Here is a 17,444-nt window from a genome sequence, read left to right as displayed (position 1 = left end):
ATTGAAGAACAGGAGAAATATTTCTACTTTTGCCAAATTAATTGGAATACACAACAGAAATTTTGAATCATAGCTCATTGCTGGTTTCAGAAAAATAAACCGAATACATCGAAATAGTTGATGATATTGAACCGTACCCTGACATATTACTTGTTTTGTCTTTTTATATTTTTACCGGGATACCCTTTATACGCACAATTTTATGAATCAGGAACCAATCCGGCTTCTGTTCGTTGGCGGCAAATAAATACCGAACGTTTTCGTGTGGTATTTCCCGCCGATATTGAGCATCAGGGACTATATACTACCAATGTCCTGAACTATATTTATAATGCGGAAAGCAAAACCCTGAACCATCATCCCCGCAAAATACCGGTAGTATTACATAACAGGCCGGCTTTTTCCAATGGTTTCGTTTCATGGGCGCCCAAGCGGTCGGAATGGTACCTTACTCCGCCACAAACCAATTATTCCCATAATTGGCTTGAACAGTTAGCGCTTCATGAATACAGGCATGTCGTACAGATCGATAAGCTGAATCAGAGTGTAACCAAAGGATTGGGTTATGCGATCGGCCAACAATCGGTAGGTGTAGTATCCGCCTTACTACCTCAATGGTTCCTTGAAGGAGATGCCGTAGCTACCGAAACGGCGCTCAGTAATGCCGGGAGGGGCCGTAATCCTGCTTTCGAGATGCCATTAAGAACGATAGCGCTATCGGATAAGTACCAGAAATTTGATAAAGCATTTTTGGGGTCTTATCGTGATCATGTGCCGAACTATTATGAAATGGGATATCAATTGGTCTCATGGTCACGGAAGGAATATGGCCCGCAACTTTTTGAGAATACGATTGATGTGGTTGCGAGGAAGCCCTACCTTTTCTTCCTTTATCCGTTCAAAATCGGGTTGAAACAGCAGACAGGGCACCGTATCTGGGAACTATATAATCATGCATTCGAAGATCTGACCAATCTTTGGGAAAAACAGGACAGAAATACGTCTTATGATGTGTATACCACTATTAACCGGACATCCGAATTATATACAAGTTATAGGTCCCCGCAATATTATACGGATTCTACTTTTGTTGTCCAGAAAACAGGACTGGCGCAAATTCCCCAATGGGTAACTATTGACCGCTCAGGCAATGAAAAAGTTCTTTTTACCCCAGGTTCGCTGAATTCAGATCGAATATCATCTGTTAATGGTTATATTACATGGTCAGAGTCAATTCCGGATGTCCGGTGGACCAACAGGACTTACTCCGTTGTGAAGTGGCTGGACACCAAAACAGGTAAAAAACATACTTTGGCACGCAAAAGCCGTTATTTTGCTCCTTCGCTTTCTCCTGATGCGTCAACAATTGCTGTAATAGATGTTGCTTTGAATGATGAACATACCATTGTATTACTGGATGTGGCAACAGGTAAAGAGAAATTGCGTATACCTGCACCTGAACAGGCCCAGTTACAAACTCCCTCCTGGGGTAATGACGGAAAGTTCCTACTGGTGATTGTGAACGGGAAGAACGGAAAATCCATTGCTAAAGTAGATATTGTTTCGGGACTATTTATAACTGTACTTGAATCTACCTATGATGATATTGCACATCCGGTAGATGGAGGAGAGTATCTGTTTTATACAGGGTATTATAATGGGATTACCAATATTTATGCGACCGGTTACCAGGACAATAAAATCCTGCAGGTGACTTCTTCCCGCTTTGGTGCATTCGATCCTCAACCGGATATCCCGGGCAACAAAATGCTTATTTCCGAGTATTCGGCTAATGGTTACCAACTAGTCGAAATCGAATTGAATGACCAACAATGGACCCCTGTGGAGAAGGTATCTGACCACTCTGTCAAACTGTATGAAACACTTGCTCTCCAGGAAAATTTTAATTTGCAGGATAGTATTATTCCGGAATATACTTATGAGGTGAAACCCTTTCGCAAATGGCAACATTTGTTCAATGTGCATAGTTGGGCTCCGTTATATTATAAAATAGATGTTTCTGATGTTACCTCTACGGGGATCTACCCAGGTGTTGTATTTCTTTCGCAGGATCTACTTGGGAACATGACTTCATCAGCAGGTTATTCATGGAGGGGACATCATACGCTTCATGCAGACCTTACTTATAAAGGACTGTATCCGGTTGTCGAATTCGGGATAGAATACGGAGGGAAAAAAGACGTGTACGGGCCGTCCGGAGAAGGAAGGGAAAATCTGAACTCAAGGCATAATAATGCCGATATCCATGTCCGGACTTATGTTCCTTTTAATTTTACGCGTAACCGTTACATAACAGGCCTGGTGCCTCAGGTAAATTTGTCATACAATACCACTTATTTTTATTCAAATATTAGCGATGATTACTTGTATGGCCTATGGGAACTGGCTTATGGGATTAATTTTTACCGCTATCTGCGGACTTCTACCCGTGACCTGGCACCCAGATGGGGACTCTTATTGCAGGCTGCATTGAAGCATACTCCCGATCATACCCGGTTGTTCGGTTATATGTATTATGTATACGGACGCTTTTATTTTCCCGGTATAGCCAAGCATCATAGTTTACAATTATCCGGAAGCTGGCAACAGCAGAAAACTGATTATTATTTGTATGGGACTATGCTGAATTTTCCCCGTGGTTACTCTAAAGCGCGTACCGAAAAATTACTTATGGGATTGGCTGAATATGCTTTTCCATTGGCTTATCCGGATTGGAACTGGACTTATCTGATGTATGTGCGGCGATTGAGCGCCAACGTATTTTGTAATGTAGCCGATAATCGTAACCAGACGAGTCAGGGATGGGTATCCGACCGGATGTTGAGTGTAGGAATCGACTTATTGGCTGATATTAATTTTTTCAGGATGAATTTTCCGATCAATATGGGGTTACGTACCATATATATTCCTGAATATAAAGAAGTGCAACCACATCTTTTGTTTAAAATCTCATTTAATTAGTGGAAAATATTGAGAACTAACTGATTCAACTTAAACCGTACTTAGGGTAAGTAAATCATTGATATCATTTTGAGGTCAGTATATGAAAATTATTATGTAACTTTGTATCCGCGTGGATGCATGATAAATATGTATCCTAAGTAATGGTAAGATAATTAACAAGCGCAATGATGAACAGACTGGTTTTAACTAATTGCTTGATTCTTTGTATGATTAGTGTTATATCATGCAATAGTTCGAAAATGGATAAAGCGATGTATGCGGGAGAGGATATTTCAGCTTCCATCATTAGGGATAAAAATACCAAAGCAGCCAGTCTGGAAATAAAGTCTGACGGGGAATGGGTATTATATGCGGGAAAGACCGTAGAAAGTATCTCTTTTTCAAAGCCTTTGCTGAAGGGAAAGGACAGTGGGATATTTCCACTGGATGTCCCGGAAAATGAACGGAGTTATTTCCAGTTGGTTACCGGAAAGGGAAAGGCCATACTGGCAGAAAGGCATCTGCCTATGACCGGAGGGTATAATTTCAGGGATCTGGGTGGATATAAAACCAAAGATGGCCGGTTTGTGAAATGGGGAAAGATTTTTCGTTCAGACGACCTGTTTCATTTGACGGATGATGATTTGCGATATCTTTCGAGTATTCCTGTTGTATCTGTTGTTGATTTCCGTTCGGAAGCAGAGATCGCTCAGGCTCCCGATAAGTTACCGGCTTCTTCAAAAGGTTATGCTTATAGTATTAATCCGGGAAACCTGAGTACATCTGCAGTTGCTCCGGATCTGTCTTCACTGGATGCCGCATCCATGCAGGAAATCATGAAGAACATCAATGTTTCCCTTGTTACTGATCCTGTTTCCATCGATCATTATAAAAACTTTTTTGCATTATTGCAAAGTGAAAAGGATATCCCCCTGTTGTTCCATTGCTCTGCCGGAAAAGACAGGACAGGTATGGGCGCAGCCCTGGTCTTTTTTGCATTGGGCGTTGATGAGACAACCATATTCGAAGACTATCTGGCTTCTAATACCTATCTTGGCGATAAATATGCCAAATTTAAGGAGGAAAACCCGGAAATGGGAGCATTGTATGAGGTCAGACGCGAATATTTACAGGCAGGAATTGACCGGATCAGGCAAGACCATGGTACCGTAGAAACCTATCTGGAAAAGATATTGAATGTAGATTTAGAAAAATTCAGGAAAATGTATTTGTATTAAACACAGAAATAAAAACCATCACACACACTCACTACTTTATGACACTGAATATTGACCAGAGCACCTGTATCAAATGCAGGAAATGTATCCATGTATGTACTTCCCGTATTTTCAGGCAAACTATTTCGACGGCAGAAATTGAATTGTTAAGGATCACCAAGTGTGTACAATGCGGACTTTGTGTTGCCGTATGTCCGACACATTCTATCAATCATTCGCATTTTCCTGTGGAGAAAGTGCGTCCGATAGATACGCACCGGTTACCGTCACCCGATCAGATACTATTACTGATCAGGTCTCACCATGTTAACCGGACATTTATCAAGGGACCCGTCCCCGATCAGATGCTTGATATGATACTGGAAGCAGCTTCCCGGACGCCGCCAACAAGCCGGCAACGGGGAGTAGGGTTTACCCTGGTGACCAACCGGGAGATATTGCAACAGATATCAGCGATTACTATTGATACGCTTTTTTCAAGAGCAAGGAAAACTACCTATCCTTTGATCAAACCACTTGTCCAGAAAACCAATCCTTCATGGTATAGCTTCATGCGCAACATTGTCAATATGAAACGGTTATTTGAGACCGGACAGGATAAAGTACTGAAAGGTGCTTCAGCGGTTATTTTCATTCATGCCCGGGATAATGCCCGGTTCGGGAACCAGGATTGCAACCTTGCTTACCAGACAGCTTCCCTGATGGCAGAAAGCCTTGGGATAGGTCATTTTTATACCAGTTTTGTCTGTTTGGGAACTAAAGAAGATAAAAAACAACGGATCAACCGTTTGCTGGGAATTGACGGAGTCATACATGCCGGTATGGCGCTGGGGATGCCGGCATTCAAAATTCCTAATTATATCGAGAAAAGCGATGTGGTGGTGAATAGAATTTAACCGATGGATCAGTCTTCCCACATTTCATCCCTACGCGGATAAAAGGGGAATCCTGTGATCCGGTCGTTTTGATCCGGACGGCGACGTTTCCAGTAGGGATGATCTCCTGTGTCTTTTTGCCATTTTAATAACATGGAAACCAGTTTTTTACCTTCAGCAAGGTAGGGTTGCTCGTCAGCGACATTATTTAATTCATATTTGTCCTTTTGCAGGTCATAGATCTCTATCATGGGCCTTGGGCAAATAAAGATATTTCGTTGTTCTTTGGTCAGCATATCCTCTTTCTGTACTTTTTTTAATGCATACCATGTAGGGCTGGTGCTAAGATCTATGGCGGTTCCGTGGGGAAGTTCATAATAGGCGTTATAGATCAGTTTGTATTTTTCTGTTCTGATGCAGCGGATGTATTCATCACAGTTATGCCAGTTCCTTTCGGCGAAAATATATTCACGCCCTCTTTCCGAAGGGTGGTAGAGGAGGGGAGAAAGGCTCTTGCCGTACATTTCTTCCGGGATATCCATCCCTGCCAGGTCCAGGATCGTAGGCGCCAGGTCGATGGTACTTACCAATCCGTTCCGGTGGACGCTGCCTCCCTGTATCTTTCCTTTCCATGAGAAGATCAGGGGCGTTTGGATTCCGGCATCGTACAAAGTCCCTTTTGCACGGGGGAAGGGCATGCCATTGTCGCTCAGGAATATGATCACCGTATTGTCCAATAGATTGCGGTCTTCCAATTCTTTCATCATGATACCGATATGCCTGTCCAACCTGGAAATTTCATCATAGTAATCGGCAAGATCGCGCCGGGTTGACGGATCATCCACATAGTAAGGAGGAACCGTTACTTTATTAGGGTCATTCTGTTGTACGTTACCTTCCGTATGATAGGGGCGGTGCGGATCAATAAATCCTACCCAAAGGAAAAAAGGTTGTTTTTTATCCTGGTCGAGGAATGCTTTATAACGCGATAATACCGGGTTATTATTGCTGATGGGTTCCTCTTTGTACCATCCTTTTCCCGGATCTACCCAATCGAATTGGCGGTCTCCGTTATTGCCCCAATGTGTTTTCATCATTACTCCTGTCCGGTAGCCGGCCTCTTTCAGGTATGAAGGTATCATACGGGTATTTTCGTCAATCGGGGTATGCAGGTCTTCAGTACCTATCGTGTGGGCAAACATTCCCGTCATCATGCTTGTACGTGACGGGCTGCTTTGGGGAGAAGTCAGGAATGCCTTTTCGAATTTTAATCCGGAAGCGGCCAGCTGGTCGATATGCGGCGTATGTATGTTCTTGTTTCCGTAGCATCCGAAATCCATTCCGGCATCGTCAGCGATAAAGACGATAATATTTGGTTTTTCTGATGCATAAGAAAATGCCGGGATACAAGGTAACAGGTACAGAAGTTTATTCATGGTGATGGGAATTTTATGCTTATTCCAGACAAATATAATGAAAGCCGAGAGGCATTGTAAGCTTGTTTACAAATGTCCGAGGCGCATCCTTTATTTTACAAATATAATTCAATATTTTATCTCACCTGTGCCTATTTTCCGGATAAAAATAGAATTTCTTAAAATATTGAAAAAAATAGAAGGGAAGTGAATAAAATATGGTATTTTATTTCAATTTTATTAGCTTTGTACAAACATAAATCATTATTCCATGACAAAGATATCATTACTTCTTATGACTTTGATCTTCACCTGTCATGTGCAGGCACAGGATCAGACAATTAAACTGAATACTCCGGATAAAAACCGGGGTACGGCGATCATGAAAGTTTTTAACGAGCGGCATTCCGAGCGGGAATATGCTACCGAGAAATTAAAGGCGCAGGATCTTTCCGACCTGCTTTGGGCGGCCAATGGGATCAATCGTACGGATGGCAAGCGAACTGCTCCTTCATGCCGGGATTTCCGGGAAGTAAAAGTATATGTAATACTTCCTGAAGGTGCCTATTTATATGATGAAAAAGCTCATGTACTGAACCTTCTGACTGCCGGCGATCATCGCGGGGCAGTGGCCGGAGGACAGGATTTTGTCAAAAAGGCTCCGCTCAGCATCGTGCTGGCTGCCGATATGACTCCGTTCGGGAATATGTCGGAAAGCAGCAAATTAATGGCAGCCGTGGATGTAGGACTCGTTTGTCAGAATATCAATATGGCATGTGCCGGTTTGGGTCTGGCTACTGTTCCCCGGGCATCAATGGATCATGCCGCACTGAAAAAAGCATTGAAATTGAAAGATACCGATCTGTTATTAATGAATAACCCGGTTGGCTATCCGAAAAAATAAAGGAAAAAGCAGTATATACAGTATATATTACTGTAGAATTGGTTTCACAAGGAAGTATTTATACTTCCTTGTTTGTTTTTATATGATTTGAAGAATATAGGATATGGTTCGGCAATTTTTCGAAAGCAAGCTTTCTGCAATTGCTTTCACCTTTCACTATCTTTAGGGAAGATAATTTTCGGTATCATTTTATCCAAAAACCCGCTCTATCACCATTCCGTCTCTGTATTTTTGAAACACATGATCGTCTGCGGCATAATTGTTTTTTAGGGCAAGAATTGTTTCCTGCTGATGAAACTCCGGTAAAATGGTTGTGCGCAATTGATATGCTATTTCCGAATCGCGTAAGATATGCAATGAACGGGTGACTTTCTCTGTAAGATATGCATCTTTATTACCGGTAATGGCCATATATTCCGGAGCCTCAAGGATGGTTTTAATATCCATGGCTACATAGTCGACCAGCTTTTTTCCGATCAGTTCTTGCAGTACTTCCGGGTGAGAACCGTTGGTATCCAGTTTTACCGGCATACCCGTTTCTTTTATTACATGAAGGAACCTATCCAGGTCTTTATGTATGGTCGGTTCTCCGCCGGTGACCACCACTCCGTCCAACCATTCTTTCCTTTCTGCCAGGTAATTCAATATGGTCTTTTCCGGAATATCCGGCTGTATATTCAGTAGCTTTGGTAACACCAATGAAGGATTATGGCAATATCCGCAACGAAAATTACATCCTTTGGTGAAAATGACGGCAACGGTTTTTCCATCCCAGTCAATAAAACTCTGTTTGGTAAATCCTCCAATCCTCATATTTATCCGATAAAAATATAACAGAGATCAAAAATTGGTAAAAATGTGAACGAATAAAAGGCACAAAGAATATCTGTGGGATCTCTGTGCCTTTCAGGGATCAAACATTTATTTCTGAAACTACCGTATTTTCCTTGATACGCTCTCTGGTATTATTCTCTGAAATCTTTACCCGGAATAACTTCCTGTCTTTATATTCCTGTTGTTTCCCGTTGTTCCATTGTTTTACCGGTCGCATATATCCAACGATCCGGCTGTATACTTCAGTTGCTTCACTACATTCCGGACAGTTGAAATGTTCTCCGGCAATGTATCCGTGTGACGGACAGATACTGAAGGTAGGGGAGATGGTGATATAAGGAAGGCGAAATCTGGCTGTTATCTTCCGGATCAGGTTCTTGGCTGCCAGCGCGGACATATTGGCATCGCCAGTGAATAAATGCAGGACTGTTCCTCCGGTATAGAGTACCTGTAAATCGTCCTGTAAAGAAAGTACTTCATAAATATCGTCGGAATATCCTACCGGGAGGTGGGTCGAATTGGTATAATAAGGGCTTGCCCCGTCTTTACAGGCTTCATGATTGGCTGTGATGATATCCGGATGTTGTATGGTATCGATGCGTGCAAAGCGGTAAGCCGTACTTTCGGCCGGAGTGGCTTCCAGGTTATATATGTTTCCCGTTTCTTCCTGAAATTCGGCCAATACATCCCGCATATAAAACATGACCCGTTGAGCAAATGTCTTTCCGTCTGTGTGGGCTAAGTCCACTCCCAGATAATTCAGACAACACTCATTCATTCCATTGATACCGATGGTAGAAAAATGGTTTTTCCAATAACTGTTAAACCTTTGGTAAACATGGCGCAGGTAGAATTTTGAATAAGGATACAATCCTTTTTCCGTGTATGCTTCTATTGCTTTACGTTTGATTTCCAGACTGTCTTTGGCCAGTATCATGAGATTTTTAAGCCGTTGGAAAAAGTTTTCTTCAGAAGTCGCCTCATATCCGAGCTTGGGCAGGTTAATGGTGACCACTCCCACAGAACCGGTCAGCGGATTGGAAGCAAACAATCCTCCCCCTCTTTTGTTCAATTCCCTCTTGTCCAGACGAAGCCGACAACACATGCTCCGGACATCGTCAGGTTTCATATCCGAATTTACAAAATTAGAAAAATAAGGAATTCCGTATTTTGCAGTCATTTCCCATATTTTATCATACTCGGAATTGCTCCATTCAAAATCCGGTGTGATATTATAGGTAGGTATGGGAAAAGAGAACAGGCTGCCGTTGGCATCTCCCTGAAGCATCACTTCGGCAAAGGCTTTGTTTAGAAGAGTTACCTCTGCCTGAAAATCACCATATACATCTTCTTTCAACGTCCCACCCCATGCGATGGGTTCGTTTTTGAGAAAATCCGGGACAACCAGGTCCATCGTAATATTGGTAAAAGGGGTTTGGAAACCCACCCGTGTCGGAATATTGATGTTGAATAGAAATTCCTGCAAACACTGTTTTACCTGTTCATAATCCAGCCGGTCATAACGAATATATGGGGCAAGATACGTATCGAAATTTGAAAACGCCTGTGCACCGGCAGCTTCACCCTGCATGGTATAAAAGAAATTGATAACCTGTCCCAATGCCGTTCGGAAATGTTTGGCCGGCTTGCTTTCCGTTTTTCCTAATACACCTTTAAATCCGGTCATTAACAGGTCTTTCAGATCCCATCCGACGCAGTATACGCTCAGGAAACCCAGGTCATGGATATGGAAATAGCCTTGCTTATGGGCTTTTGAAATATTTTCAGGATACAATTTATTCAACCAGTATTGTGAAGTAATCAGGGTAGAAATATGCTGATTTAAACCCTGCAGAGAATAAGCTGAATTGGCACTTTCTTTTACTCTCCAGTCACTCATTGAAAGGTAATCGTCCATTACTTCGATGTTGGAAAACAATTCTTTGGCATTACGGGATTGCTCTCTTTGTTTCCGGTAAAGCAAGTATGCTTTGACCAGCTCAAAATTACCATGCTCAAAGAGTACTTTTTCAACAACATCCTGTACCTGTTCTACAGTGGGTACTTCAACACTATGACTATCTCCAAGCAGCTGGACTACCTGGAGACCCAACTTATGGGCTTTTTTCCGGTCAGGAATACTGATGGCCCGCATGGCTTTAAATATGGCATGCTCAATCTTTTCAGGATGAAAAGATACAATTTCACCGTTACGTTTTACAATTTTTTGGAAACGAGGTTCACCATTCATTTGATTATTTTTTAATGATTCATAAATGGTAACTCGCGGGAAGGAATAAAGAATAACTATGGAGTGGTTATTCCCATCGCTTTTTCACCCGAAAGCTACGAAAACTGATGTGTCCGGCAGGTCTTCTGACTCACTCCCGTTGGTCTTGCCTTCCCATCGCCTGTTGCGACAGTGACCTGGATTTAGACCTTCGTATATGGAGTTTACAGCTACGGGGATAGTTTTGGAATTGCACCAAATTCCCTTTTAATCGGTAAGAACCGGATACGGGTGCAAATGTACCGGATAGGATTCATATTAAAAGCCTAATCTGAAAATAGTTATACACACAGTTATCAACAATACCGATATCTCATCGTATTTACAGGCAAAGTTCAATTTTATAAGTCAAAAAGTCGGAATGTTTATAAAGTTTGAAAGTCAGAAAGTTTATAAAGTTTGGATATCCCACATATTAGTTTATCACTTTATGAACTTTTTTGCTTTTCATTTTTTAATTCATTACTCGCTTATAATCATGAGGGCTTACGCTAAGTTCATCATTCAAAATTTAAGATTCGTAAGGAGCGGTGTCAATTTTTTTCAGATACTTTCTCAATAGATCCGACCAGTCTTCATTTGTAAATTCCTGATTAGGGGGAAGTGGAAATTCATGATAAGTAAATGCCGCACCTCTGGTCAGATACAAATATCCTCCGATCTGAACCACTACATATAATTGATGGACATTTCCCGATGCAGCATAAAGATCACCATTGGTTGAAGAACCGGACACATTCCGTACATATATTTTTTCTGATACAGCCACATCCCTGTCAGGTCCGGCTGTATATGCCCACCGGTCCACCAGGGGTTCCACCATCGAAAGCGTAAAATATTCGATACTGTCTCCCATATGAGCAATAAAGGAGGATTCTTCTTCATTCAACAAACCGGCTTTTGCCGATGCATTTTTCACTATGCTCAAATAATATAACAAGCGTTGTGTCTTGACCTGCATATCTTCCGTCATTATTTGATGCTTACTAAATGTTTTATCCAACAGGGAAACCCATTCATGCAATTTTGTCCAGAAAACGACATTGGGCTCTACATATCCTTTCAGGAAAGATTTGGGAAGTGTATCTACAGGAGAGACGGTATTGTGTGAAGTATCTGGATATTCCGGAATAATTCCATACAACAGGACATCATGTTTGAGCTTTACCCATGAAGCAGAAGCTGTTTGTAAATTTTTCACGGCCCAGGCTTTATTCTTTGTCAGGGTAGCCTGTCCGGGTGATGTTTGTTGAAGGGCCAATAAGCACCCTATCCATTGGTGGTACAATGAGACACTTTTTACCTTTTTCATTTTATCCTTCATCTTTTTCAATTGATCAGGATAGGCAATCCAAAGGGTATCTTCCTGTTTTTCAAAAAATAACCAGTCAAAAGCTGATGATGAACCAAAAGCAGCAAATACATCCAGTACACTGGGAAAAGCCCTCTGTGCTCCCGGAGCCGGATCTGCCATATTTTTCAATACTTCATCATCCGGATAATAGGATTGAGGTATAAAATAAATGCCGTCTTTACATACAGGAATGAATCCGGATGATGCCGGATATAAAGGAATTTCTTTTTTCAACAGGTTCAGTATCTTCGATTGTGCCTGTGTAGTCATGGCTGCAGCCATGGTTTGGATACGTTCCTTCTGCAGATAGGTAGCTAAATCTAATAAAGAATAATAGGCCGGTTGTCCTTTCAGAAAAGAAACCAACTCAAAGAAATTACGGTAACCGGTGATCAACGGTCTTTTGGCTTCATCTTTTTCAGTATTTAACAATACAGCAGTGAATGTGGCCTGTTTCAGTTGTGTTTTCTGATCGGTACAATAAGGAGCCAGTTGTAACCATCTCAACGCTTTATAGTAACGGCGGAGCATTGACGTCCTTGTATAATGCCCGTATGGTTGGAATGCTTCATAAGGAAACATCGTTTTTACTTCAAGCAGCGATGGGAGATGGGCCTCCTGCTGGTCAATATAAGCCAGTTCCTCTTCCATCTGCATCTGATATATCCCATTGATCTTTAGATGTTTTCCTGTTATTAACGTATATGGTACCGCATAAAATGCGGCATTATAGTAAGCAAGGTTCTGCATTTCTTCTGCCTTTTCTTTTTTTGCCTGAGCCATGGAGGACTGATACAGTGAGAAACAAAGATCTGCAAGCATGGGCGCCAGAAATTCCTCCTCGGCTTTTCTCAACATATAGGCATAGTAGATGTGGGTCAGTTGTAGAAATACATCAGTGGTAACAAAACCAGGAAGTTGCAACGAATCATTGTATTGATATATCTGGAAAAGTTGTTGCACGGAATCCGGAACAAGCACATAATTATTCAATGCCAGCTCATCTAAAAAGGACTGATCGATTATTCCTGCATACTGATACAGGTTAATGATGTTCAATATATTGGAAACTGTATCTTTGCCATTGGCTATATAATTGGAGCTTTGTAAAAAAGCCATCTGCTTGTCGATCCGTTCTACAAAGGATTGTTCTGCTTCCGGCAGGTCAGGCTGGTATATCTGGTTTCCGTTTTCCAGTGTCCGGGAACGGGATAGCGTATCATACCAGACGGTATGGTCGCGCCAATATGATCTTAATTCACTTTCTTCGAACAACATTCCATGGCGTGCATATACAGAACTCCGTAAGATATATAGTTCCTGCAAGGTCAATTGAGTAATATCCTGTTCTGTATCAAGCTCTTCAATGACAGATCCAGGCTTCTTATCAATAGTGTCAACTGCAGCCGATTCAATAACCGGTACTACCGTTTGTTTTTTCCCTCCACAAGCGAAGGCAATAAGAACAAAGGAAAAGAGAATAACTATTTTAAAATACCGGTTGATCATTGTTGTCATATCTATTATCTCAATTCCTGTGAGTAATCTATGAAATTATCCGTTTTCTTCCGGATTATTGTACCAGCTTGCGTACATGATATAGTTATTGGCTATACGTTCAATCATGTCACGTGTTTGTTCCGGGCTCACATCTTTTACCTTTTTTGCAGGAGTCCCTGCGTAAAGGCTACCTGGCTCGACAATGGTACCGGTTAGTACTACCGAACCGGCTGCAATAATGGAATTTTCACCGATCACGGCATGGTCAAGGATGACGGATCCGATACCTATTAACGAGTTATCACATATTTTGGCCCCATGTACCACCACATTATGCCCGATGGATACATTATTGCCTATTTCCACTATTGATTTCTGGTACAATGTATGCAATACCGATCCGTCCTGAATATTCACCTTGTTACCGATCCGGATCGAATTAACATCTCCGCGTAATACTGTGTTGAACCAGATACTACATTCATCGCCCATCACCACATCACCGATAATGGTAGCATTGTCGGCAAAGTAACAATTTTTACCATGAATGGGTGTAAATCCACGTACTGATTTGATTAATGCCATAATTCCTTTTCAAAATTATTTTCCGGGATGCTCCGGAAATTGTTTCAAAGATAACAACAAGATTTATAGAATGAAAAATCCTCTACCGAAAAATCAGTAGAGGAAGTATGACGAATCTACGAAATATTTGATCAAAATCTTCTGTGGAATATCCGATGTAAGTAATATAAAACAATGAATGTCATATTTGCTGAATGTAATCCATTTGATCAATGTGACTTAAGAAAACAATAAATAGCATTGAGTGCTTATTTGAAACGCAGCTGTACCATAATGGGAAAATGATCGGACGGCACACGGGCAACATATTCATGAAGAGAAACTTCCTTCGGGAAATTTCCCGATTTGATCTCTACATGACTGTTGTCTATCTCTGACCGGTATGAATCGGTCAGTACCCCATAGCGGGCTATTTTTATTGACGGACTTACAAAGATATGGTCAATGCGGCTATCCGTTTTCATATTGGGATTAAAGCCGTTAAAAGTTCCGTTCAACGCGTATTTTATGGGTGATTTTTCATAAGAATCATCCAGGATATCGGAATTATTTAAAAGGGCATAGCTTTCATTATGCTGGTCTACATTAAAATCTCCCGTAAGGATGACTGGGTCTTTACCGCACATTTCCCTGATTCTGGATAAGACCAGTTTAGCACTTTCTTTCCGGGCTTCCACTCCGATATGGTCCATGTGTAGATTAAAGAACCAGAATTTTGTTTTCCCGGTTTTAAATTCCCCCCAGGTACAGATCCTCGGTAGAGCTGCATCCCATCCTTTATTCGGCCGGTCAGTGATGGTAGATAGCCAGAAATTTCCTGAGCGCAGTAGTTTCAGTTTTTCCTTATTATAAAAAATGGGGGCGTATTCGCCTTTTGTCGCTCCGTCATCACGGCCTACCCCAATATAACCGTATTCGGGAAGAAGCTCCAGCATCTCTTTTAACTGATGGTCAAATACTTCCTGTGCCCCGAATATATCAAAATTATGGAACCGGACCAACTGGCAGATGACAGGACAACGTTGTACCCATCCATTGCCTTTTTGCGCATCGCCTTTATTATCGTTACGGATATTGTAGGAAGCGACGGTTAACTCTTGTGCATGTAAAGAGATGCACCATAGCGTAATCAATAAAAAAACTATCTTTTTCATTTGCCGGTGATTATTTGGATGATTGATATTCTTTTGAGAAAGAATAAGGAAAATCGGATTCTTTCGTACCCCTTTCCGTATTGGCTTCGGAAGACATTCTGAACTTTAGCTCTGCTCCACCGGTCAGATCCTGGTGGTTGATATAATTACGCGTATCGGCCTTGCCGTTTAACGATAAAGACGAGACATACCGGTGACGAACATCATTGTTTTCTGCAATGATGTTCACTGTTTTTCCGTTTTCCAGATGGAGACTGACTTTTTTAAACAAGGGTGATCCCAGGATATACTGATCAGTGGCCGGACATACCGGATAAAACCCTAACGCAGAAAAAACATACCAGGCAGAAGTTTGTCCGTTGTCTTCATCGCCGCAGTATCCGTCAGGTGTGGCCGAATACAATTTATCCATCACTTCACGTAACCGGTACTGGGCTTTCCATGGTTCGCCCGAATAATTATAAAGGTAGATCATGTGCTGGATCGGTTGATTTCCATGGGCATACTGTCCCATTCCCATGATCTGCATTTCACGGATTTCATGTATGATATTTTTACGGGGACCGATGTCATACAGCGGCGGCATATTAAATATCGAATCAAGCATCTGGTTGAAGATATGTTTGCCTCCCATCAGGTCGATCAGGCCTTGTGGATCATGAAAAGCAGTCCATGCGTAATGCCAGCTGTTTCCCTCAGTATAATCGTAACTCCAGTCAAAAGGGTTGAAAGGTTCCGGAAACACGCCATCGGATGTTTTACCCCGCATCAGGTTGTACTTCGGGTCAAAAAGATGACGATAGTTCATCGCTCTCCGGGCAAATAACTCCAGTTCTTTCTTTGGTCGTCCCAGTTTTTTGGCCAGTTGGTAGATCGCCCAGTCTGCATGGGCATACTCCAATGTTCTTGCTGTATTTCCTTTGATGTCCAGATCATTAGGAATATATCCCAGCGTATTGTATTGTTCATGGGCATAACGACCTGTAGACCTTACCTTTGGATGGACATGGTCAACAGCATACAACAATGCTTCGTATAAAGTTTCTATATCATATCCGCGTAAGCCCTTGAGATAGGCATCAGCCACTACCGAAGCCGAATTATTACCTACCATACAATCACGATGTCCCGGACTTGCCCATTCGGGAAGAAATCCACTTTCTTTATAGGCATTCACCAAACCTTCCTGTATCTTGACATTCATGGACGGATACATTAGGTTCAGGAAAGGAAACAGGCAACGGAAAGTATCCCAGAAGCCGGTATCGGTAAACATATATCCTGGCAGCACTTTCCCGTTATATGGGCTGTAATGTATGATTTTTCCCTGCTGGTCTGTTTCGTAAAACATCCGTGGGAAGAGTAGGGAACGATAAAGGCAGGAGTAAAATGTCCGGAGGTTATCTATGTTATCATCCTCTACTTCAATTTTACCCAATACCTCGTTCCACCTGTCTTTCCCTTTGGCGACAAGGCTTTCAAAATCATTGTCCCCTAATTCTTTCAGATTCAATTCTGCCTGATCAAAACTGATAAAAGAAGATGCAGCACGGACATGTACCTTTTCTCCCTTTTTAGTGGAAAATCCAATGATGGCACCGGCATGTTCCCCTTCGGTTTCCTGTTTATTTTCTTCTATTTTATCCGTAGTTGCAGTTGCGATGTATTCAAATTCCTTATCAAAGACCAAAACAAAATAATTCTTGAAATTATCCGGAACGCCACCGCTGTTTTTTGTGGAATAACCAATGATCTTATTCTCATTGGGGATGATTTTTACATACGAACCTTTATCAAAGGCATCCACCACAATATAAGATTTGTTTTCAGGAAAAGTGAAACGGAACATGGCTGCTCTTTCTGTCGGTGTAATTTCTACATTGACATCATAATCCGCCAGGTAGACCTTATAATAGTGGGGTTGGGCGGTTTCTGTTTTATGAGAAAACCAACTTTCACGGTCCTGTTGTTTAAACACCGGTTTTCCGGTTACAGGCATGACGGCAAATTGCCCATAGTCATTGATCCACGGGCTTGGCTGATGGGTTTGCTTGAATCCGTTGATCTTGTCGGCTCCATAGGTATATATCCATCCATCTCCCATTTTTCCTGTTTGCGGTGTCCAGAAATTCATTCCCCAGGGCATAGCTATGGCAGGGTAGGTGTTACCGGTAGACAGACTATGTTTGGACATGGTTCCTACCAGTGTACTGACATGATCGACAGGAGTATATTGTGCCGAAACAGAACAGCAGTAAATCAGTACGATAAGGATAGAAAAAAATGAATGCTTCATCTTTTTGCTTTCACATTTAATGAACAGGATACGGA

11 protein-coding genes and 1 riboswitch are annotated in these 17,444 nt (G+C 41.8%); of the genes, 4 read left to right on the top strand and 7 right to left on the bottom strand.

Annotated elements, in window-relative coordinates:
- Nucleotides 1-120 precede the first annotated feature (120 nt).
- The 3 genes from LBQ60_05990 (at nucleotide 121) to LBQ60_05980 (ending at nucleotide 5,098) form a co-directional block, all read left to right on the top strand.
- Nucleotides 121-2,982: a hypothetical protein gene (locus LBQ60_05990; GenBank protein ID MDR2037456.1), complete on the top strand. Its 2,862-nt coding sequence runs from the start codon at nucleotides 121-123 to the stop codon at nucleotides 2,980-2,982.
- A 242-nt stretch (nucleotides 2,983-3,224) separates the two neighbouring features.
- The gene (locus LBQ60_05985) at nucleotides 3,225-4,202 is read left to right on the top strand and encodes a tyrosine-protein phosphatase (protein ID MDR2037455.1); all 978 of its coding nucleotides are present in this window, start codon (nucleotides 3,225-3,227) and stop codon (nucleotides 4,200-4,202) included.
- A gap of 38 nt (nucleotides 4,203-4,240) precedes the next feature.
- Nucleotides 4,241-5,098 carry a nitroreductase family protein gene (locus LBQ60_05980; protein MDR2037454.1) on the top strand — a complete coding sequence of 286 codons (858 nt, stop codon included), beginning with the start codon at nucleotides 4,241-4,243 and terminating at the stop codon, nucleotides 5,096-5,098.
- Nucleotides 5,099-5,106: 8 nt separating this feature from the next.
- Here LBQ60_05980 and LBQ60_05975 read toward each other — a convergent pair whose 3' ends face one another.
- A complete protein-coding gene (locus LBQ60_05975) occupies nucleotides 5,107-6,513 on the bottom strand; it encodes a sulfatase (protein ID MDR2037453.1) in 1,407 nt (468 codons plus the stop codon).
- Nucleotides 6,514-6,763: 250 nt separating this feature from the next.
- Here LBQ60_05975 and LBQ60_05970 point away from each other — a divergent pair, with 250 nt between their 5' ends.
- On the top strand, nucleotides 6,764-7,396 hold the full coding sequence (locus LBQ60_05970; GenBank protein MDR2037452.1) for a SagB/ThcOx family dehydrogenase: 633 nt from the start codon (nucleotides 6,764-6,766) through the stop codon (nucleotides 7,394-7,396).
- 189 nt (nucleotides 7,397-7,585) lie between these two features.
- Here the strand turns inward: LBQ60_05970 and LBQ60_05965 are convergent, their stop codons facing one another.
- The 6 genes from LBQ60_05965 to LBQ60_05940 form a co-directional block, all read right to left on the bottom strand.
- On the bottom strand, nucleotides 7,586-8,209 hold the full coding sequence (locus LBQ60_05965) for an anaerobic ribonucleoside-triphosphate reductase activating protein (protein MDR2037451.1): 624 nt from the start codon (nucleotides 8,207-8,209) through the stop codon (nucleotides 7,586-7,588).
- A gap of 100 nt (nucleotides 8,210-8,309) precedes the next feature.
- On the bottom strand, nucleotides 8,310-10,481 hold the full coding sequence (locus LBQ60_05960) for a ribonucleoside triphosphate reductase (GenBank protein ID MDR2037450.1): 2,172 nt from the start codon (nucleotides 10,479-10,481) through the stop codon (nucleotides 8,310-8,312).
- Between the two features lie 97 nt (nucleotides 10,482-10,578).
- A riboswitch (cobalamin riboswitch) is annotated at nucleotides 10,579-10,761 on the bottom strand.
- Between the two features lie 270 nt (nucleotides 10,762-11,031).
- Nucleotides 11,032-13,392 carry a DUF3160 domain-containing protein gene (locus tag LBQ60_05955; GenBank protein ID MDR2037449.1) on the bottom strand — a complete coding sequence of 787 codons (2,361 nt, stop codon included), beginning with the start codon at nucleotides 13,390-13,392 and terminating at the stop codon, nucleotides 11,032-11,034.
- 36 nt (nucleotides 13,393-13,428) lie between these two features.
- Nucleotides 13,429-13,959 (bottom strand): gamma carbonic anhydrase family protein, encoded by a 531-nt coding sequence (locus LBQ60_05950; protein ID MDR2037448.1) that lies wholly within the window; start codon nucleotides 13,957-13,959, stop codon nucleotides 13,429-13,431.
- A 248-nt stretch (nucleotides 13,960-14,207) separates the two neighbouring features.
- On the bottom strand, nucleotides 14,208-15,113 hold the full coding sequence (locus LBQ60_05945; GenBank protein ID MDR2037447.1) for an endonuclease/exonuclease/phosphatase family protein: 906 nt from the start codon (nucleotides 15,111-15,113) through the stop codon (nucleotides 14,208-14,210).
- 10 nt (nucleotides 15,114-15,123) lie between these two features.
- On the bottom strand, nucleotides 15,124-17,409 hold the full coding sequence (locus LBQ60_05940) for a GH92 family glycosyl hydrolase (GenBank protein MDR2037446.1): 2,286 nt from the start codon (nucleotides 17,407-17,409) through the stop codon (nucleotides 15,124-15,126).
- Nucleotides 17,410-17,444 lie beyond the last annotated feature (35 nt).

It is taken from the genome of Bacteroidales bacterium, from assembly GCA_031275285.1.
Lineage (GTDB): Bacteria > Bacteroidota > Bacteroidia > Bacteroidales > UBA4181 > JAIRLS01.
Note: the sequence above shows the minus strand (reverse complement) of the source record. Positions and strands in the feature narration are given on the sequence as shown.